The sequence below is a fragment of the Ureibacillus endophyticus genome (assembly GCF_024159215.1).
Taxonomy (GTDB): Bacteria; Bacillota; Bacilli; order Bacillales_A; family Planococcaceae; genus Ureibacillus; species Ureibacillus endophyticus.
The window spans coordinates 2365676-2387462 of sequence record NZ_JAMYWW010000001.1 but is presented as its reverse complement, the minus strand read 5'-3'; the positions used below and the strand labels follow the sequence as shown (position 1 = coordinate 2387462).

Here is a 21787-nt window from a genome sequence, read left to right as displayed (position 1 = left end):
AATAGTAAGCTTTTTTATTTTGATGAATGTAGTACTTAAGAAACAAAAAAGGAGAAAGTCATTTTATCTGAATAGTCCTTCCTGGTTGTGCCTAAAATGATGGGTGAAAAGGGAGGTAGGTCAATGTGGAAATTTATTTGGTGCTTTTTTTACGTACCATTTTTTTATATATATTTATTTTAATCGTCTTCCGTTTAATGGGTAAACGAGAAGTTGGCGAACTAAGTATTATGGATTTAGTTGTTTTTGTATTAATTGCGGAATGTGTTGCATTCGCAATTGATGAAGTAGAAAAACCAGTATTACAAAATGTTTTTCCAATCGTAATTCTTTTCGCAGTTCAATACTTGAATTCTCTCATCACGTTGAAAAGTAAAAAAGTCCGTGATCTTATCGATGGTGATCCTTCTATTATTGTGCATAATGGTGTCATCAATCAGGAAGAGATGAGAAAGCAACGATACAATCTCGATGACTTATTCCAACAAATGCGTGAAGAGAGAATTCCTTCTGTACAACAAATTGCTTATGCATTCCTTGAGCCTTCAGGGAAATTATCAATTTTTTTAAAAAAAGATGATCCATTGATTTTTCCACTTATCGTTGATGGCTATATTGTAGAAAATCATTTGAATTATATAAATCAAGATAAAGATTGGCTTTTACAACAATTAGCTGAAAAGGGATATAACGATATTGAAGAAATTTTCTATTGTTGCTATGAAAATAACGAACTCCATGTACAATTAAGAGCGTCTAGAAATAATGGACTTTAAGTAGCTAAAGTCCTGCCATTTAAGTTGATTAGTGAATAACAGTACGATTGTTAATAGAAGAATTGTGATGGCACAATTTGTCCAAAAATCGAATGCTAAATAAGGTTGGGCAAAGGTTTGAGCCACACAAACTAGAATAAACATTGCATACGGAATGACAAAAAATCTAAAGCCTGCTGCTATCATCTTATGTTGGCGTAACGTTGCAATGTGTAAGAAGGACGTAATTAAAACGCCAAAACCAATTGCAATAATTGCTCCAAATTCTTGGATAAATGGTTGGGAGGCTAGTACAAACATTACAAATAATTTACCGAGACCCCCGTAAATTGAATTCATCATGGCAGGTCGAGCTTCATCCATTGCTTGTAAAATGGAATGTAGCGGACTTTGGATATAGTAAAAGTAAAAAATTGGAGCTAATACTCTCATAAACCCTCGATTTTCTTCCAAATGGAATAGTCTCATTGCCAGCTCGTCTCCATGTAAAAAGAAGAAAGTAGCTGCATAACATCCAATTACAGATGATAAACGCAAAGAAACGCCAATTCGTTCATTTAATAATTGATGATTGCTTCTTGCTACAGCATCACTAACTGCTGGTATTAATACAATCGCTAGAGCATTCGGAATAAACGAAGGGAATAATAACAATGGAATATGGACACCAGAAATAATTCCATATAAAGTTGTTGCCCCAACAGCTGTTAACCCCGAAACAGTTAATGCTTTTAAAAATACAATAGGTTCTAAAAACCAAGTAAATGTACCAAACAATCTACTTCCTGCTGAAGGAACTGCAATACGCAACATTGGCATAGCAGGATAAGGCTTTACATTTTCAGATTGTTTTGGTCTTTTTTTCTTAAATGAATAGTGGATATATAAGTAGATGAAAGATATTAATTCACCTACTGCAGTAATTGCCATTGCATAGGCTGCAGTTTGTGCTGGGTTATCTGGTGTTGCAAATAGTGGTAATAAAATTGTAATTAAGCCGATTCGTACTAATTGTTCTAACATTTGAGACCAAGCAGTAGCTGAAATGACAGCAATACCTTGTAAATATCCTCTAATTAATCCTGAGAAAACAACGATTGGAACAGCACCTAATGCAATATATAATGTAAGTTTGGTTGCTTCATTATGTAATAGAGTACCTGCTAAAAATGGAATAAAGAAATAAAGAACTGGTGCGAATAAAATGATTGATACGACTGACCATCGCGTTGCTGTTTGCATTACAGATTTTAATTGTCCATCACGTCTTTTTGCATGAAGCTCGGCCACTATTTTAGCAAGAGCAATTGGAATGCCTAGTTGTAAGAGGGAAATAAAAAAAACAAAAGCTGGATAGGAGGTCATGTAAATTCCTACCGCTTCTTCTCCTGCAACCCGCATAAATTGCATCCTATATATAAAGCCAAAAAGCTTCGATAAGAAGATGACAAACGTTAGAAAAATTGTACCTTTAACGAACGATCCCATTCATTCAATCCCTTCTCATTTAAAGAAATATCAGCTACAATAACTGTATGCAAAGGGGACGAGACTTAAAACTACTGGTGGGGTGAATGTTATGATTCAGTACGAAGAGCTTTTTAGAAAAGTGTTACCAGTATTAGAGAGTAAAATGGAGGAAATCAGATATTACGAGTATAATAGCGTCACAATAGAAGATATTTGGAACTTCTGTATTCAAAAGAAATGGCGGAAACAAAAAATTGAAGAGATTCATTTACACGAAATGGTTGCAACCATATTTACAATAAAACCGTCAGAAATTATTAGTCATTTTCAAATTCAACAATTTCAAGTTGCGAATTGGTTTAGTGAAATTAGTAGTGAGGAATTAAATGAATTATTAAAGCCGAACCCATCAAAAAATGAAGATAATTCCATATAGATACGGTTTGACAGTTTAGCCTCTGTAACTCATAATTAGTATGTTACATAATGTATTGATTTGGGCTTTCCTCCAAATCAAGGTGGGATTAAAATCATTTTTTGGCGCAGTTCGCTTATGCGTGTTTGTGTGTATATGAGGACTATACACACGTATTGAGGAGGATTTTTAAAATGAAATTAAAAAGCCGGATTTTTACTTTTGTCCTTGTTGTTGTAGTTATATTAGCAGCAATGGGAACAACAGTACAGGGAGTTTTAAAGGACGTAAAACTCGGGCTTGATTTACAAGGTGGGTTTGAGGTTTTATATGAAGTTGAACCTCTAAAAGAAGATCAAAAAATAACTCAGGATGTTTTGACGGATACGACAACAGCCCTTTCGAATCGTATCAACCAATTTGGTGTAAGCGAACCAAGTATTCAGGTTGAAGGAGAAAATCGAATCCGTGTTCAACTTGCGGGGATTGACGATCAATCATCTGCGCGGGAATTGCTTTCTAGTACGGCAAATTTAACTTTCCGTGATGTTAACGACAATGTGTTACTTGATGGTACAGATTTAAAAGAAGGTGGAGCAAAAGCTTCATTCGACCAACAAAATCGTCCAATCGTAACATTAACTTTAAAAGATGCATCAAAATTTGCGGATGTTACTGGGAAAATTTCTCAAATGCCTGCTGGACAAAATCTTTTAGTAGTATGGCTTGATTTCCAAGAAGGTGTAGATTCATACGCAGCTGAGTCTCAAAAACCAAATCCAAAATTTGTTTCTGCTGCAACAGTTAGTCAAGTGTTAAACACAACGGATGTTATGATTAGCGGGAGTTTTACAGTTCAAGAAACAAAGGACTTTGCAAGTGTTTTAAACGCTGGTGCACTTCCTGTTAAGTTAACAGAAATTTATTCAACATCTGTTGGTGCTCAATTTGGTGAACAAGCGTTAAAAAGTACTGTATTTGCAAGTGTGATTGGTGTTCTACTTATCTTCGTATTCATGTTATTGTATTACCGTTTACCAGGGTTTATTTCTATCATTACATTATCGGTATTTACATACTTAGTTTTATTAGTCTTTAATGGTATTAATGCTGTTCTAACTTTACCTGGTATAGCTGCCCTTGTACTTGGTATCGGTATGGCAGTGGATGCAAACATTCTAAGTGCTGAGCGTGTTCGTGAGGAATTACGTGTAGGTAAAACGGCAAAAGAAGCATTCCATCTTGGTATGAAACAATCGTTATCTGCCATTGTGGATGCACAATTAACAACATTACTTGCTGCTGCGGTTTTATTCTTCTTTGGGACAAGTTCAGTTAAAGGTTTTGCAACAACTTTAATGATATCAATTGTTCTAAGTTTCGTAACAGCTGTATGGTTATCACGAATTTTACTTGGTTTATTAGTAAAAAGTGGTTACTTCGATAGTCCATTCTTTTACGGTGTTCGCAAATCTAAAATTCACGATGCTTCAGAAGGTTTAGAATCATTAGACTTATCAACGAATTACGATCGTTTCGATTTCGTTCATAATCGTAAGAAATTTTACTCGTTTTCAATAATTATTTTACTAGTTGGGGCAATTATTTTAGGTGTATTCAAATTAAACCTAGGTATTGACTTCTCTAGTGGTACACGAGTAGAAATTTTAGCAGATAAATCGATTACTCAAGAAGAGATAACAGAGTATATTGATAAGATTGGCTTCCCATCTGAAAATGTAATTATTTCTGGTGAGGAACAAAATAATGCTAGCATTCGATATAAGGAAGATTTAAGTCAAAAAGAGATTTTAGATTTAAAAGCTTCAGTATTAAAAGATTATGGTCATGAACCGAGTGTAAGTACTGTATCACCAACAGTAGGGCGAGAGTTGGTTAAAAACGCAATTAAAGCTCTTGCAATTGCAGCTTTAGGAATCATTATTTACGTTGCCTTCCGATTCGAATGGAGAATGGGTATTGGGGCAATTATCTCATTAGTACATGACGTATTCTTCATGGTAGCAATCTTTAGTTTATTCCGAATAGAAGTAGATATTACGTTTATTGCGGCCATTTTAACGATTGTTGGTTACTCAATTAATGATACAATTGTTACCTTTGACCGAATTCGTGAAAATATCGATCGAAAAGGTAAAATTACATCGAAGGAAGAACTTGCAGATATTGTAAACAAGTCTCTACGTCAAACAATGGGACGTTCCATTAATACAGTTCTAACAGTTATCATTGTAGTTGTAGCATTATTAATCTTCGGTGCTCCTGCTATTAGTAACTTCTCAATTGCTTTACTAATTGGTTTAGTAACAGGTATGTACTCATCAATTTGTATTGCAGCTCAAATTTGGTATTCTTTAAAAACTCGTGAAATGGGTAAAAAAGGTACTGTTGTAGAGAAAAAAGAAAAACAACAATGGGGTTCAGACGAGCCAGTTGTGTAAACTTTCTAGAAAAGAGGCAAAGTGTTTATTGCACTTTGTCTTTTTTTTATTTTTATATGTGCAAAAAAGAATTTCTAATATTTTAAATGATTTATAAGTTAGTAGAGAACGATATTTTTTTGTATAATTAGTGATTGAGGAAGTGACAAAATGATCGAATCAAAAAAGCAGTGGATTGTTCATCAACCACATGAAGAAACTATCACTCAATTACAAAATGAATTAAATATATCTTCTCTTGCAGCTAAAATATTAATAGCAAGAGGTTATGAAACGCCGGCAAAAGCGAAATCAATCCTTCAAATGGACGAAAACCAGCTACATGATCCATTCCTTTTAAATGGGATAGCTGAAGCTGTAGAGCGGATTGAAGAAGCATTAAATAATGGTGAGAAAATACTAGTGTACGGCGATTATGATGCAGACGGAATTACAAGTACAACGATTATGATGAATGTACTACTTGATTTAGGTGCAGATGTAGATTTTTGTATACCGAATCGTTTTACTCATGGATATGGTCCCCATGAAGAGCTTTTCCGAAAAGCATATGAAGACGGGGTACAATTAATTATTACGGTTGATAATGGGATTAGTGGCATCGAACCGATTCGAATTGCAAAAGAACTTGGTATGGACGTAATCGTAACAGACCATCATGAAGCAGGAGACGTATTACCTGAGGCAGATATTATCATCCATCCTCGAGTTCCAGAAGGACATTATCCCTTTGGAGATTTAGCAGGAGTAGGGGTTGCATTTAAATTAGCTCATGCTTTGTATGGTGAAGTACCTGAACATCTATATGAGTTCGCAGCAATAGGGACAATAGCAGACCTTGTACCACTTGTTGGTGAAAATCGTTATATTGTTCAACAAGGAATAAAGCATTTAAAAATTTCTCCTAATCCATGGGTGAAAGCATTATGCGATATTGCGGGTGTGAAACAAAACGAGATTAACGAAGAGGTTATCGGTTTTTATTTTGGCCCGAGATTAAATGCGATTGGTCGATTAGGAGATGCAGATCCTGGAGTTGCGCTTTTAATGAGTGAAAATGATATCGATGCAGCAGAAGGTGCTAAACTGCTTAATTCTAAAAATACTGAACGAAAAGAAATTGTCAGTGAAATTACAGAACAAGCTATCGAAATGATTGAAAATAATGAAGTTATATCGAATTCACTTGTACTTGTAGTTGCGAAAGAAGGCTGGAATCCAGGGGTAATAGGGATTGTTGCTTCAAGACTTGTAGAAAAATATTATAAGCCTACTATAGTATTATCTCTTGATATTGAAAAAGGTACTGCAAAGGGGTCTGGTCGAAGTATTGAAGGATTTCATTTATATAATGAATTAGCGAAAAATCGAGAAATACTGCCGCATTTTGGTGGACATCCTATGGCAGCCGGTATGACATTCCCATTAGAATATGTAGACGAATTACGTATTCGCCTTCATAAACAAGCTAAAGAATGTTTAACTGAGGAAATGCTTGTCCCTAAATTATTCATTGATGTTCCAGTTGAAATAGATGAAATAACAGTAGAATCCATTGAAGAAATTCGAAAACTTGGACCATTTGGAACGGGCTTTGCCAAACCTATTTTTGCGTTGCAGGATGTTCAAGTACGTTCTATTCGTAAAATTGGTGCAGGGGAAGACCATTTGAAAATGGAGTTAGAAGATAAATATGGAACAATTGACGCCATTGGTTTTAGTAAAGGCTATTTACATGAAGAAATTTCATACGGAGTAAACATTTCTGTTGTAGGAGATTTACAAATTAATGAATGGCAAGGTAAGAAAAAGCCACAATTTATGATAGAAGATGTACAATCGAATGAGTGGCAATTGTTTGATTATCGCGGAAAGAGTTTAGTACAAAAATGGATGAATACGATTCCTTTAAATACATGTTCAGTTATTGCATTCAATGAAACGACAATTGAAATGTTTCAACCAATCATCCAAACTTCAATTAATTTATTGAAAGATGGAGATACTATGTTGGTAAACTCACAATACATCGTACTTCTCGATCTTCCTGATAGTTTAGAGAAATTGGAAGAAGTTATTCAGTCAATTAAGCCAAAGCGAGTGTATGCAATTTTTCATGTGCAGGAATCAAAGTTCTTTAACGGGATGCCAACGCGAGAACATTTTGCATGGTATTATTCATTCTTAAAAAAACGACCAGCATTTAATTTAAGACTACATATCGATCAACTCTCAAAACATATTGGCTTAAATACTGAAGTAATAAAATTCATGACAAACGTGTTTTTTGAGTTAGGATTTGTTAAAATAGATAATGGTCTGACAACTGTAGATAGTAATGCACCAAAACGGGCATTAAGTGAAGCACAGTGCTATAAAAAAAGAGAGCAACAAATTGCAATTGAACAAACCCTTTTATACGCACCATACTTAGAATTAAAACAATGGTTTAACGATCGAATGAAGGAATATAATTATTCCTAAGGAGGACAAATAAATAATGGATTTAAAACAATATGTAACAACAGTGGAAAATTGGCCGAAAGAAGGTATCAGCTTCAAAGATATTACAACAATTATGGATAACGGCCCTGCTTTCAAATATGCAGCAGATGAAATCGTAAAATTTGCGAAAGAAGTAGGTGCAGATGTTATTGTCGGTCCTGAAGCACGTGGTTTCATTATCGGTTGCCCTGTTGCTTATGCATTAGAGGTTGGTTTTGTACCTGTTCGTAAAGAAGGAAAACTACCTCGTGAAGTTGTAAAAGTGGAATATGGATTAGAATACGGTACAGACGTTTTAACGATGCATAAAGATGCAATTAAGCCTGGTCAAAAAGCGTTAATTGTAGATGACCTTTTAGCAACAGGTGGTACAGTAGATGCTACAATTCAGCTAATTGAAAAATTAGGTGGCGTTGTTGCAGGTTGTGCATTTATTATTGAATTAAAAGAGTTAAACGGTCGAAATAAAATTGGTGATTTCCCAGTAAAAACATTAATTGAATATTAATTACAATAACCTCTTTCATGATATTTATCACTTTGAAAGAGGTTTTTCATAAACTAGAGAGTAAAAAGTTCGAAAAATGTTCTAAATTGTCGGAATCGCAAAATGATTTTATGACTTGTCTTTACTTTTTATACATAGATTTTATACAATTAAGTTTATATATCAAATTTGAAAAATTATTTTTAACAAGGTGGACAACTAATGGCGAAAGAGCAAATTTTGACGCCCGAGGATGTATTCGAGCAGGTCAAAACTTATATGAATGATGAACATGTCGCCTTCGTAAAAAAGGCTTACGAAGTTGCGAATGAAGCACATAAAGAACAGCTCCGTAGTTCTGGTGAACCGTATATTATCCATCCAATTCAAGTAGCGGGGATTTTAGCAGAACTACAAATGGATCCTGAAACTGTAGCAGCAGGCTTTCTTCACGATGTTGTAGAGGATACAATTGTAACTCGTGAAGATTTAGTTCGGGAATTTAACGAAGAAGTTGCAATGTTGGTCGATGGGGTTACAAAGCTAGGGAAAATTAAATATTTATCGAAAAAAGAACAACAGGCTGAGAATCACCGAAAAATGTTCGTTGCAATGGCGCAGGATATCCGAGTTATCTTAATTAAACTTGCAGACCGTCTTCATAATATGCGAACATTAAAACATTTATCTGCCGAAAAACAACGTAGGATTTCCAATGAAACATTGGAAATCTTTGCACCACTTGCTCATCGCCTAGGAATCTCTAAAGTTAAATGGGAGCTTGAAGATACAGCACTACGTTATTTAAATCCACAACAATATTACCGAATCGTCAGCCTCATGAAACGTAAAAGAGTTGAGCGAGAAGCTTATTTGGATAATGTAATGGATGAAATAAAATCCCAACTGAAATCTGTAGAAATAGATGCTGAAATATATGGTCGTCCAAAGCATATTTATAGCATCTATCGAAAAATGGTTTTACAAAATAAACAATTTAATGAAATTTACGATTTACTTGCTGTCCGTATCTTAGTTGATAGTATTAAAGATTGTTATGCAGTTCTTGGAATTGTGCATACCCTTTGGAAGCCAATGCCTGGCCGCTTTAAAGATTACATTGCAATGCCAAAACAAAATTTATACCAATCTTTACATACTACGGTAATTGGGCCATATGGAGATCCTTTAGAAGTGCAAATCCGTACAAAAGAGATGCACCAGATCGCTGAATACGGGATTGCTGCTCACTGGGCATATAAAGAAGGAAAATCTGTAAATAACAATAAAGAAAGTATTGACCAAAAGTTAACTTGGTTCCGTGAAATTTTGGAATTCCAAAATGAATCGTCAAATGCTGAAGAATTTATGGAATCATTGAAATTCGATTTATTCTCGGATATGGTGTATGTCTTTACGCCTAAAGGGGAAGTAATTGAACTTCCAGCAGGTTCTGTTCCTATCGATTTTGCCTATAGAGTACACTCGGAAGTTGGAAATCGAACAATTGGGGCAAAGGTAAATGGAAAAATGGTTCCCCTGGATACGCCTTTAAAAACAGGCGATATTATCGAAATTTTAACTTCTAAGCAATCTTTCGGACCTAGCCGTGATTGGTTAAAAATAGCGCAAAGTTCTCAAGCGAAAAATAAAATTAAACAATTCTTCAAAAAGCATCTGCGTGAAGAACATATCATCAAAGGTAAAGAGCTGATTGAAAAAGAAATTAAAGCTCAAGATTATGATTTAAAAGAAGTTTTATCTACTGAAAACATTAAACGTGTTTTAGAAAAATTAAATTATACAAACGAAGAAGATTTATATGCTGCTGTAGGAGTTGGCGGAATCACTCCTTTACAAATTGTTAATCGCCTGGCAGAGAAGAAACGTAAAGAGCGTGAACAGGAAGAAGCTCTAGAAAAAATCGTAAAAGAAATGCAAAATGCATCTGCGAAGAAGCGTAGAACAGAGTCTGGCGTTATTGTAAAAGGAATCGATAATTTATTAATTCGCTTATCACGTTGCTGTACACCTGTACCAGGGGATGAAATTGTTGGTTTTATCACAAAAGGTCGTGGGGTATCCGTCCATCGTGCAGATTGTCCAAATATACAAGAAGGCGATCAAGCTGACCGACTTATCGAAGTAGAGTGGGAGCATAGTGAATCACCTAGTCGAAAAGAATATCCAGTTGACATTGAAGTATCTGCCTTTGATCGTCCGGGAATTTTAAACGATGTTATGCATGCGGTTACAGAAGCAAAAACGAATATTCTTGCTGTAACAGGTAGAGCGGATCATGATAAAATTGCTACAATTCATTTAACTATCAGCATTTCAAATATTACTGGTTTACACAAAGTGGTTGAACGAATTAAACAATTACCAGATATTTATTCTGTTCAACGAGTTATCAATTAAAATTTTGAGGTAATAAATATGAGAGTTGTTATACAACGGAGTAAAAAGGCTTCTGTAACTGTTGAAGATAAGGTTACAGGGGCCATCGATTATGGTTATGTATTACTGGTTGGATTAACACATACAGATACGTTAGAGGATGTACAGTATGTTGCAAAAAAGGTTGCTGAAATTCGTCTTTGGGAAGATGAAGAGGGCAAAATGAATAAATCGATAATAGAACACGGGGGAGACATACTCTCAGTGTCGCAATTTACGCTATACGGTGATACTCGCAAAGGAAGAAGACCAAGTTTTATCGATGCAGCACGTCCTGAAGTGGCTTTGCCTTTATGGGAAGCCTTTAATGAGGAGCTAAGAAAATTCGGATTAAAAGTTGAAACGGGTATTTTCGGTGCAATGATGGATGTATCACTTGTAAATGACGGTCCTGTTACTGTTATCGTAGAATCCAAAAGTAAATAAAATTAATCCAATAAATAAGGCTGACTCTAAAAAAATCGGAGTCAGCCTTTTACATTACTCTAATAAACTATCAAAATAATTTAATATCCCTTGATATATACCCAGTGTTGCTTGTTCACGATACATATCTGTTGTCACGATTCTTTCTTCATTAGGATTACTTAAATAACCCAATTCAATCAAGATGGCATTTTGTTTATTTTCCCGTAAAACTAAATAATTGCCAGGTTGTACACCACGGTCTCGCAAGTTTACTTTTTCAGCAAGACTTTCATGGACGAATTGAGCTAATGGTTGTTGATAATTGTTTATATAATAGGTTGTGAAGCCAGATATTGAACTATCATCTGTTGCATCGTAATGAATACTGATAAATGCATCTGCTTCATATTGATGGGAAATCGATACTCGCTTCCGTAAATCAACGTAAACATCCGATTCTCGAGTAAGAATTACTTCTGCACCGTTCGCTCTCAATTTAGAAGTTAATAATTCAGCAGTTTCCATATTAATCTCTTTTTCTTCAGTTCCTCGAGCACCAGTAGTTCCTTTATCATTTCCACCATGACCTGGATCGATAACGATTGTAACTCCTTTTAATGTTCCTTCTTTACGTTTCTCTTTTTTATTTTTCTTTTCTACATTTTCCATTTTCGCAGTTTCATCATTTAAAGAAACAACCCAATTTGCAACAAATGCGGTTCTACCGTCAGTTAAATCAACTTCGAACCAATCACCATCTGTATCAATTATATTAAATGTATCACCTGCATCTGCACGAACTACAACATTTGATGAAGTAGACGGTGCTTCACGAAGGTTTGTCCCATTATAGATAATGGTTACAAAATTACTTGTTGGGGAGTTATCAGTAATTTCACTGGTAGAAGAGGAGGTTTCTGTTTTATTTACATTAAAACTTCCATAAAAACTATAAACCCAACCTTTTTTCTTTCCAAATTGAATTTTTACCCAATTATTGTTCCGTTCCAATACCTCATATTGTTCTCCTTTTTTCCCAATACCAATTTTTTTTGAGGACAGATCAGGTTTCTTTCGGATATTTACCGCATCGACTGTAATAGTAAATGCATTTGGATCAATTTCAACTTGTACTTCAGAAGGTGTTTTTTCGTTATCATCGTTATCATTTTCATTTTCAATCTCTTTAGGTTCTTCTTCAATTAAATTGTCGTTATCATTAATTGAAACATATTGAGTAGAAACCCAACCAGTTGTTCCATTAAAAATAACTTGAAGCCAGTTGTCTTTTTGTTGAATGATAGTTGCTTCATTCCCTATATTTAATTGACCTAATACAGGAGATGAAATATTAGGTTCAGACCTTAGATTTAAATGATTGACTTGTGAAATAATCGTTTTGTTAGTAGAGGATTGCTCTACTTTGTCCTTTGATGATGTTAGCCATGATGCGACCCATCCTTCGTTACCTTGAAATTTAACATGATACCAATCATTTTGTTTCTCAATAAATTCTAATTCTTGTCCTTCTGTTAAAGTAGAAAGAATAGCGTAGGATAGACCGGGTCCTTCTCTTAAATATAATTTTTCTGCAGAAACAATTAAATCTGCATTTTCGTTATCTTCTGCATATACTATATTAGTGTGATGAGAATTATAGAAAAATGTAGGAAAGAGTAGAGTACTTGTAAGTATCAAAGGTATTATTTTCTTTTTCATATTTTACCTACCTTTATTGACTGGTTAAAAAAAGTGGAATTAACATATAATACTTATTGTAAGTTCAATTATAAGCTAAAACCACCCTTAATTTGTACTAATCTATTTTAGGCCAGAAGAATTAGTTGGTAGGATTTTAAAAGTAGTTGACAATGATGATTTACTTGACTAAGATAAATTTAATGTGAAAAATTTAAATCACCTATGATCAAGCAAGTAGCAATTACCACTGCTGACAAGAGAGGGAAAGACTTAGGCTGAAATCTTTCCTACAGTAAGTAAATGTGAAAAACACTTGGGAGGTTTTTTCTCGAAAAGTAATAAACCTAGTAGGGAAAAACGGAAACGGCCGTTATCCGTAATGAAGAGGATATACTTTTGTATATCAACTAGGGTGGAACCGCGGAAGAATTTAAGCTTTCGTCCCTTGCGTAATGCATGGGATGAAAGCTTTTTTATTTTGGAAAATAAAATTTTTAAAATGTCTAACTGCGAACACAAGATTCTCGAACTTGATGTAAGTAATGTCGATAAGACATAAGGACGTGGTGATTTTGCAACGCGGAGCATAGCGGGCGTTCTTCGCTTTTCTAATAGAAGGGAGTAATCAAATTGGCTTTTAAAGTACCTAGAGGAACACAAGATATTTTGCCAGAACAAACACCAAAATGGCAGAAAGTTGAATCGGTTCTACGTGAATTAAGTCGGGTGTATCGTTATAAAGAAATTCGTACACCTATTTTTGAACAAACGGAATTATTCCAACGTGGGGTTGGAGATACAACGGATATCGTTCAAAAAGAGATGTACACATTTGAAGATCGTGGAGGACGTTCACTGACACTTCGACCAGAAGGAACGGCAGCAGCAGTCCGTGCTTATGTAGAACATAAAATGTTTGGCTATCCTGATCAACCTGTGAAACTTTCATATATGGGGCCAATGTTCCGTTATGAAAGACAACAAGCAGGTCGCTATCGTCAATTCGTTCAATATGGAGTCGAAGCAATTGGAAGTGCGGATCCTGCGATTGATGCTGAAGTAATCTCATTAGCGATGGATATTTATCAAACTGTCGGATTAAAAGACCTGAAATTAGTCATTAATTCTTTAGGAGATAAAGAAACAAGAGATGCACATCGCACAGCATTAATTAAACACTTTGAACCGAGTATCGGAGAATTCTGTTCAGATTGTCAAAATCGATTAGAAAAAAATCCTTTACGTATTTTAGATTGTAAGAAAGATCACGAACACCCATTAATGAAAACTGCACCTGCACTAACAGATTATTTAACTGAATCTTCAGCAGAGTATTTTAGTCAAGTGAAAAATTACTTAGATGTATTAGGTATTCAATATGAAGTTGATCCAAACTTAGTTCGTGGATTAGATTATTACAATCACACTGCATTTGAAATCATGAGTACAGCTAAAGGATTCGGTGCTATTACAACACTTTGTGGTGGCGGTCGTTACAATGGTTTAGTCGAAGATATTGGAGGACCAGATGTGCCAGGTATCGGCTTTGCATTGTCTATTGAACGACTTCTATTAGCCCTTGAAGCTGAAGGTGTTGAACTAGAAGTTGAAGATGCACTAGATATTTATGTTGTGGCAATGGGTGAAGAAGCAAAATTAAAATCGGCTGAATTAATTAGCTCATTCCGTACAAAAGGAATTGCTGCAGATATGGATTACGTCGACCGTAAAATGAAAGCGCAAATGAAGTCTGCTGATCGATTAGGCGCGAAATTTGTCATCGTAATTGGTGAATCTGAACTAGAAGAAAACGCTGTAAACGTAAAAGAAATGGAAACAGGAAACCAAGAAAAGGTTGAATTCCATAATTTGGTTAACTATTTACTAGAACATAAATAAATTTTTTTGTTGTAAAAATTGGAGGAAATGAAAATGGCACAAAGAACGCATGCTTGCGGTGAAATTTCAGAACAGCATCAGGGACAACAAATTGTCTTAAAAGGATGGGTACAAAGACGTCGTGACTTAGGTGGATTAATTTTCGTTGATGTTCGCGATCGTACTGGTATCGTTCAAGTTGTATTTGGCGATGAAGCAAAAGATGCCCTAGCAATTGCTGATAAAATTCGAAATGAATATGTTATTGAAGTAGAAGGAAAAGTTGTACTTCGCGATGAAAGTCAAATTAACCCGAACCTAAAAACAGGTAAAATTGAGGTTGTTGCTTCATCAATTACAATTATTAACGAAGCAAAAAACCCTCCATTTGCAATTGATGATAAAGTAGAAATTGGAGAAGATCTTCGTTTAAAATACCGTTATTTAGATTTACGTAGACCGGTAATGTACAACACGTTTAAATTACGTTCAGACATTACACGTTCGATTCGTAATTTTTTACAAACTGAAGGTTTCTTAGAAGTGGAAACACCAATTTTAACAAAATCAACACCTGAAGGCGCTCGTGACTATTTAGTGCCATCTCGTGTACATGATGGTGAATTTTATGCATTACCACAATCACCGCAATTATTTAAACAATTATTAATGGTTTCTGGTTTTGAGAAGTATTTCCAAATTGCACGTTGTTTCCGTGATGAAGATTTACGTGCAGACCGTCAACCAGAATTTACACAAGTAGATATTGAAACTTCTTTCATGACAATGGACGAAATTATTGAAATGAACGAACGTTTAATTCAAACGGTAATGCGTGAAGCAAAAGGTGTTGAAGTTCAACTTCCATTCCCACGTATGCCTTATAAAGAAGCAATGGATCGTTTCGGTTCTGATAAACCAGACGTGCGTTTCGGATTAGAACTAGTTCAGCTTTCTGAAATTGTAAAAGGTTCGTCATTTAAAGTATTTGCTTCAACTGTTGAAAATGGTGGAGAAGTAAAAGCAATTAATGTAAAAGGAAGCGCGGACAAATATTCTCGTAAAGATATCGATGCTTTAACAGAATTTGTTGCAATTTACGGTGCAAAAGGTTTAGCTTGGTTAAAAGTAACAGAAGAAGGCTTAAATGGTCCAATCGCGAAGTTCTTTGAGGGTGAAATTGCAGAAAACTTAATGAGTGCAACAAATGCAGAGGCTGGAGACTTACTATTATTCGTTGCTGACCAACCATCTGTAGTAGCCGCGGCATTAGGTGCATTACGTAACAAATTAGGTAAAGAACTTAACTTAATTGATGAAAATCAATATGCATTCTTATGGGTAACTGATTGGCCATTACTTGAGTATGATGAGGAAGCTGGAAGATACACTGCAGCTCACCATCCATTCACTCGTCCATTTGATGAAGACATTGAAAAAATGGAAACTGATCCTGCAAGTGTACGTGCACAAGCTTATGATATCGTTTTAAATGGTTATGAGTTAGGTGGAGGTTCATTACGTATATTTGAACGTGATTTACAAGAAAAAATGTTCAAGCTTTTAGGTTTCTCTCAAGAAGAAGCGCAAGAACAATTTGGTTTCTTACTTGAAGCCTTTGAGTATGGTGTACCGCCACATGGAGGACTTGCATTTGGTTTAGACCGTTTTGTAATGTTACTTGCTGGACGCACAAATTTACGTGATACAATTGCCTTCCCGAAAACGGCTACGGCAAGCTGTCTATTAACTTCAGCACCAAGTGAAGTTTCAGAAGCACAATTACAAGAGTTAAATCTGACAGTAAATAAGAAAAAAGAAGATTAATTATTTGAAATAAGAGAGGCGTTCCATTAAAAATGGAATGCTTCTTTTTTTGGTTAAATGAAAACCCCCTGCTATGCAGGGGGTTCCAAAAAGCTTTTAGCTATGGACAAAAAAAATACTCCAATCGTACAATAATATATGGTCTGGTCAACCAATTATGTACGAAAGGAGATCCATATGGATAATAAAAGTTTAGCACATACAACATGGAATTGTAAGTATCACATTGTGTTCGCACCTAAATATAGAAGACGAATTATTTATGGTCGAATTAAAGCAGATATCGGTAAAATATTACGGCAGTTATGTGAGCGAAAGGGCGTGGAAATTATTGAAGCAACAGCATGTCCTGATCATATACATATGTTAGTAAGTATTCCACCAAAGTTAAGTGTCTCTAGTTTTGTAGGGTATTTAAAAGGGAAAAGTAGTCTCATGATATTCGATCGACATGCAAATTTAAAATACAGATATGGGAATCGAAAATTTTGGTGTCGAGGGTATTATGTCGATACAGTAGGAAGAAATAAAAAAGCGATTCAAGAATATATCAAAAATCAGTTGCAAGAAGATATTCTGGAAGATCAAATGACCATGAAAGAATTCATTGACCCATTCACAGGAGAAGAAATAAATCGAAGCAAAAAATAAAATAGCCGCTTTAGCGGTAGTCGGAAACGTAGTGCGGTTGGCAGACCATTCAGCGCGTCTTTAGACGTGGGCCAGTAACCCAGCGTTTCACGCGCAGAGAAAACCACCAGTTCGACTGGTGGTTTTTATTTATCTCATTAGGTATATTGGCGTTTTATAAATAAAAGTCGTTTAAAGCTTTATCTCTAGTAAAATTATTAAAAATTAATACAAAAATATCTTTTTTGGTAATAATATATTCAAGTGTGATTATTAATAGATTATTTAATAGAATAATAATCAAATTTAGTAATAGTTTTAAAAAAATTTAATATTTTTTCTAATTTATATTGAAAATTCAGATAATTGATGATAAGATAATAACAACACGAATCCTGAATTACACGTAAGTACTCTTCTTGACATTACAGTTTTGACCGAACAACAATTAAAAGGGAGTTCAAATTTTAACTTGGCAAACAAGCCCTGGACGCTGAGGGAAGTTTAAAAAGTTAATGAGAGCACCCACCTGCAAGGGTAGTGGGTTCAAAACAACAAGGGTTACGGTATTATCGGGATTCGTACCATGCAAAACTCTTCTGTAATTGCAGGAGGGTTTTATTTTTTTGCTATTTTTCGAACTTTTGTACATCCTAAATAAGCAACAAAGTAAATTTACTTCATTATTTCGATATGTTATAATTCCGAGTAGTAAAATATAGATTGAGAGGCATAAAACATGTTACATCAGTTTTCTAGAAACGAACTCGCAATTGGTAAAGAAGGTTTAGAAAAGTTAAAAAATACTACGGTTGCTGTACTAGGTGTTGGTGGCGTTGGTTCTTTTGCTGCGGAAGCATGTGCTAGAAGTGGAGTAGGCCGTATTATTTTAGTTGATAAAGATAATGTAGATATTACAAATGTTAATCGTCAATTAGTGGCTTATTTATCGACAGTGGGTAAATCAAAATCTGCTGTGATGAAAGAGCGTATTGCAGATATTAATCCAGAGTGTGAAGTTATTGATATGCATATGTTTTATACAGAAGAAACATATGAGAAATTCTTTGAACAAGGAATTGATTACGTAATCGATGCTTCGGACACTGTTATGTATAAAATTCATTTAATGAAAGAATGTTTGAAAAGAAATATCCCTATTATTTCAAGTATGGGTGCTGCAAATAAAATGGATCCAACAAGATTCCAAATAGCAGATATTTCAAAAACTCATACAGATCCATTGGCAAAAGTAATACGTACTAAGCTTCGTAAAGAAGGAATTCGAAAAGGTGTTACGGTTGTGTTCTCAGATGAGTCACCAATCATCGCTCGTCCAGAAGTAGTGGAACACGTAGGTAACCCTAATGCTCAAATTCGTAAAGCGAAAATGCCACCATCTTCAAACGCATTTTGTCCTTCTGTCGCAGGCTTAATTGCAGCTAGTTGGGTAATTAACAATATTTTAAAAGATATAAAAATCACAAGAGTTCAGAATTAACTAACCACCGCAGTCATAATTATATGGGAAGGTGCGTCCAAATTAATGGGCGCACCTTTCTTTATACGTTATATAGCTTGTACACCTTGAATATTGGTTGTTTCATTATATGTTTCCTCTACAAATACAGAAATTTGATTATGTTCTTTATTAACTTCGCTAAGAATGGTGCTCAATTGGTCAATCGCAGAGGAGCTTTGTTCGATAATTGCTGCAAATTCGTTTGTACTTTCTTGTATAGACTTACTATTATTTTCGATAGTATTTACAGCAAATGTGAAATCTTTAATTTCAGTTTGTAATTGTCCCATCGCATGAAACAATTGTGTAAAGGTATTGTTAGATTTTTCAGCTGTTTCGATTTGAGATGAAATACGCTGCAACCCGGTAGTCAAATTATGGAGTGTATCTTTGTTGTAACTATTTACTTGATCTAAATTTTCATCAATTTTTACTAAAGTTTGGTCTGTTATATTGGCTAATTTTCGTATTTCATCTGCTACTACTGCAAACCCTTTTCCGTGGTCTCCAGCTCTTGCAGCTTCGATAGAGGCGTTTAATGCTAGTAAATTTGTCTGTGTTGTAATTTTTTGAATGTCTGATGTAAATTGATTTGTTTCTTCAATTTTCTTAGAAAGAAGTAGAAATGTTTCATTTAGTTCATTGAAAAATGATCTAAATGAGTCAATTTCTATTTTTAGTTGATTCATTACTTCGTTTCCAACTGTTGCACTCTGACTAGCAAGATTGACACTTTTCACAATTTGATTTAGCTGATTTAACATAGTTGTTAATTCAGCTGATGTTGCTTCGACACTATTTACTATATTTAAGACATATTGAGATTGACTATGGGAACCAACACTTACTTCGTGAATTGATGCGAGCATTTCGCTTTGCGCTCTAGAAGCCTTTGTCATACTTTCAGTAATTGTTTGAAGTTTGGATGTAATTTTTTTAACAGCAATTTCAAGTTGATTGTGTAAATTTTGTTCTTTAACTGCCATTTCATGGGATGCTAAACTTAAAGATTCGATACTTTCCAATAATCTTTTGTTTTGACGTACTTGCAAAAAGATTGCGAGACCCATTAAAAAATGAACGACAAATACATTCGCCGGTTCTACCATAAATCCTGTTGTATCAAGGATTACATTAAAAAGTAAACAAATGACAGAACCGATAAATCCAACAATAAATATACTCAATTGATTATGAATACTTGCTAAAACTAAAACAAAAAAACTTAGTATGATAGTTGCTAAAGTAACTTTATAACTGGCGATGGTTCCGAAAACGGTAATGACACCAGAGATTATAACTACATATGGGAAAATCGGACGAATTGTTTCAATTTTATGTTGTATAGCAAAAATAATTAAAGTAATGAAAACAGGAATAATTAAAGATAGTGCAATTCCGATTGGTCGACCAATGATAAATTGAGCAATGCCTCCTAAATTGGCGGCTAGAGCGTAAACGATAATTAAAATCTTATTTTTCGTCTGTAAATCTTTCTTTCTTAACAAGTCAAAATTCATAAAAGCCACCCCCTGAAAAATTATCGTATTGTCAAAACTTATATATATAAATCGCTAATAATCGTTGGTTTTATAGTCTTTTACGCAAAAAAACTTGCCACCCCCTGGATTTTGGTGTTAGTTGAGGTTACCACACACAAAACTACCCAAAAAGGAAGTGACAAGTTTGTACCCTCAATTATTAGCGTATTTAATTGAATTTATCAAGTACCAAGAAAAAATAATTAAAATATTAATGGTGATAATATTTGGTAAGGCTGTTGGAAGTGTGCGTCCTGAACAGCCAATTAATAAAGAATACCGCAAGTTACAAGTTGATAAGTTACCCATTCTGTATCAACCTGAAAAAGCATCCTTTCAGGATTTACTAATCGCCTACTTCCATGAACATGGCAAAGAATTAAAGCCTGTAAGACGACACGCCAAGTCCAAATCAAAAGTACCTGAAAACCTCTGTTGTCCTAAGTGTGGTGCACCTTCCTCGTATTTGTATGCGAATAATGGTGCAAAAGGACAATATCAATGTAAGGTATGTGATTGCTTATTTAATCAAAAAAGTCGCTATCAGAAAGAGGCTATTCTTCGTTGCCCCCACTGTATGAAGACCTTAGAGAAAATTAAAGAGCGAAAAGATTTTCACATTTGGAAGTGTAAAAGTAATCAGTGTTCCTATTATTTATCCAATATAGGTCGAATGAGTAAGGAAGAAAAGACCCGATTTAAACAAGATCCACAGGCGTTTAAAGTGCGTTATATTTATCGTGAATTTTTGTTTGATTATCAACCTTTATCTCCAGCATCACCAGTAAAACCACGTGTAGATTTATCACGGATTCATACGTCATCCCATACACTTGGATTGATTTTGACATACCATGTGAATTACGGTATTTCAGCACGGAAAACAGCAGCGATTATGCAAGACATACATAATGTTTCCATTTCACATCAAACGATATTAAATTACGTGAACAGTGTCTCCATCTTGATGAAGCCCTTCGTTGATGGTTATCCTTATGAACTGTCCGATCAATTTTGTGGCGACGAAACGTATATTCGGGTTAATGGGAAATGGCATTACTTATTCTTTTTCTTTGATGCGGCGAAAAAAGTTATTCTCTCTTACCGTGTTTCGCCTAATCGCGATACATTGTCTGCCATTAAAGCAATCGATGATGTTTTACAAAAGTTCAAGGAGATTCCCGAAAACCTGAATTTAATCGTGGATGGCAACCCCATTTACTTATTAGCACAACACTTTTTCGCACAACATGACATTTGGTTTGATGTGACACAAGTGATAGGCTTAACGAACGAAGATCCAGTGTCAGCCGAATATCGTTGGTTGAAACAAATTATCGAACGTCTAAACCGGACATTTAAAGGGCATTACCGTGCGACAACAGGCTTTGGTTCCGAAGCTGGCTCGGTATCGTTTGTGACGATGTTTGTGGCCTATTTTAATTTCCTTCGACCGCATGCAAAGCTGGAAAAGCGTGTGCCGGTCATGATTCCAGAGTTGGACCAGATGCCACATATGCCAGCACGTTGGACAAAACTGATTGAACTGGCCCAATTGGAGTTAACGAAATAACCGCAGCCTACTTTTTTTAGCAGAGTCCTCAAATAACTACATACGAATGACAATCGGCGTAGCGAACTCTTGACAAACCGAATGGAGAAAAGGTTAAAATTGGTATTTGGCGAGGGTTATTTGGTGTGCCTA

15 protein-coding genes, 1 other RNA gene and 1 other annotated feature are annotated in these 21787 nt (G+C 35.0%); of the genes, 13 read left to right on the top strand and 3 right to left on the bottom strand.

What is annotated here, in order from left to right:
* Nucleotides 1-125: 125 nt before the first annotated feature.
* Nucleotides 126-776, top strand: a complete 651-nt coding sequence (locus NKR20_RS11750) for a DUF421 domain-containing protein (protein ID WP_253426911.1) — start codon at nt 126-128, stop codon at nt 774-776.
* Here the strand turns inward: NKR20_RS11750 and NKR20_RS11745 are convergent.
* Complete coding sequence (locus NKR20_RS11745; RefSeq protein WP_253426910.1) at nt 747-2264, bottom strand: putative polysaccharide biosynthesis protein; 1518 nt, start codon at nt 2262-2264, stop codon at nt 747-749. The two genes, NKR20_RS11750 and NKR20_RS11745, sit on opposite strands and share 30 nt — an antisense overlap.
* Before the next feature lie 91 nt (nt 2265-2355).
* Between NKR20_RS11745 and NKR20_RS11740 the strand changes: the two genes are divergently transcribed.
* The 6 genes from NKR20_RS11740 to dtd all read left to right on the top strand — a co-directional run bounded on the left by NKR20_RS11740 (nt 2356) and on the right by dtd (nt 11001).
* Complete coding sequence (locus NKR20_RS11740; RefSeq protein ID WP_121212846.1) at nt 2356-2682, top strand: post-transcriptional regulator; 327 nt, start codon at nt 2356-2358, stop codon at nt 2680-2682.
* A gap of 173 nt (nt 2683-2855) precedes the next feature.
* Nucleotides 2856-5123 (top strand): protein translocase subunit SecDF, encoded by a 2268-nt coding sequence (secDF, locus tag NKR20_RS11735; RefSeq protein WP_253426909.1) that lies wholly within the window; start codon nt 2856-2858, stop codon nt 5121-5123.
* A 150-nt stretch (nt 5124-5273) separates the two neighbouring features.
* Complete coding sequence (recJ, locus tag NKR20_RS11730) at nt 5274-7607, top strand: single-stranded-DNA-specific exonuclease RecJ (RefSeq protein WP_253426908.1); 2334 nt, start codon at nt 5274-5276, stop codon at nt 7605-7607.
* A 16-nt stretch (nt 7608-7623) separates the two neighbouring features.
* Nucleotides 7624-8136, top strand: coding sequence for an adenine phosphoribosyltransferase (locus NKR20_RS11725; protein ID WP_121212849.1), 513 nt, complete (start codon nt 7624-7626; stop codon nt 8134-8136).
* A gap of 201 nt (nt 8137-8337) precedes the next feature.
* Complete coding sequence (locus NKR20_RS11720) at nt 8338-10536, top strand: RelA/SpoT family protein (protein WP_253426907.1); 2199 nt, start codon at nt 8338-8340, stop codon at nt 10534-10536.
* An 18-nt stretch (nt 10537-10554) separates the two neighbouring features.
* Entirely contained in the window at nt 10555-11001 is a 447-nt protein-coding gene (gene dtd / locus NKR20_RS11715; protein ID WP_121212851.1) for a D-aminoacyl-tRNA deacylase, read from the top strand.
* Nucleotides 11002-11055: 54 nt separating this feature from the next.
* Here the strand turns inward: dtd and NKR20_RS11710 are convergent, their stop codons facing one another.
* Nucleotides 11056-12702, bottom strand: a complete 1647-nt coding sequence (locus NKR20_RS11710; protein WP_253426906.1) for an N-acetylmuramoyl-L-alanine amidase family protein — start codon at nt 12700-12702, stop codon at nt 11056-11058.
* 195 nt (nt 12703-12897) lie between these two features.
* Nucleotides 12898-13133 (top strand) — a binding site (T-box leader).
* Nucleotides 13134-13314: 181 nt separating this feature from the next.
* On the opposite strand from NKR20_RS11710, the gene hisS reads away from it, so the two are divergent.
* The 5 genes from hisS (at nt 13315) to NKR20_RS11685 (ending at nt 18520) form a co-directional block, all read left to right on the top strand.
* Nucleotides 13315-14583, top strand: a complete 1269-nt coding sequence (gene hisS, locus NKR20_RS11705; protein WP_121212853.1) for a histidine--tRNA ligase — start codon at nt 13315-13317, stop codon at nt 14581-14583.
* A 33-nt stretch (nt 14584-14616) separates the two neighbouring features.
* The gene (gene aspS, locus NKR20_RS11700) at nt 14617-16389 is read left to right on the top strand and encodes an aspartate--tRNA ligase (RefSeq protein WP_121212854.1); all 1773 of its coding nucleotides are present in this window, start codon (nt 14617-14619) and stop codon (nt 16387-16389) included.
* A gap of 177 nt (nt 16390-16566) precedes the next feature.
* On the top strand, nt 16567-17040 hold the full coding sequence (gene tnpA / locus NKR20_RS11695; protein ID WP_253424246.1) for an IS200/IS605 family transposase: 474 nt from the start codon (nt 16567-16569) through the stop codon (nt 17038-17040).
* A 368-nt stretch (nt 17041-17408) separates the two neighbouring features.
* Nucleotides 17409-17602, top strand: a non-coding RNA gene (gene ssrS, locus NKR20_RS11690) — 6S RNA.
* Nucleotides 17603-17758: 156 nt separating this feature from the next.
* On the top strand, nt 17759-18520 hold the full coding sequence (locus tag NKR20_RS11685; protein WP_121212855.1) for a tRNA threonylcarbamoyladenosine dehydratase: 762 nt from the start codon (nt 17759-17761) through the stop codon (nt 18518-18520).
* Nucleotides 18521-18588: 68 nt separating this feature from the next.
* Here NKR20_RS11685 and NKR20_RS11680 read toward each other — a convergent pair whose 3' ends face one another.
* On the bottom strand, nt 18589-20061 hold the full coding sequence (locus tag NKR20_RS11680; RefSeq protein ID WP_121212856.1) for a methyl-accepting chemotaxis protein: 1473 nt from the start codon (nt 20059-20061) through the stop codon (nt 18589-18591).
* Nucleotides 20062-20227: 166 nt separating this feature from the next.
* On the opposite strand from NKR20_RS11680, the gene NKR20_RS11675 reads away from it, so the two are divergent.
* On the top strand, nt 20228-21655 hold the full coding sequence (locus NKR20_RS11675; RefSeq protein ID WP_253428046.1) for a DDE-type integrase/transposase/recombinase: 1428 nt from the start codon (nt 20228-20230) through the stop codon (nt 21653-21655).
* Nucleotides 21656-21787: the final 132 nt, after the last annotated feature.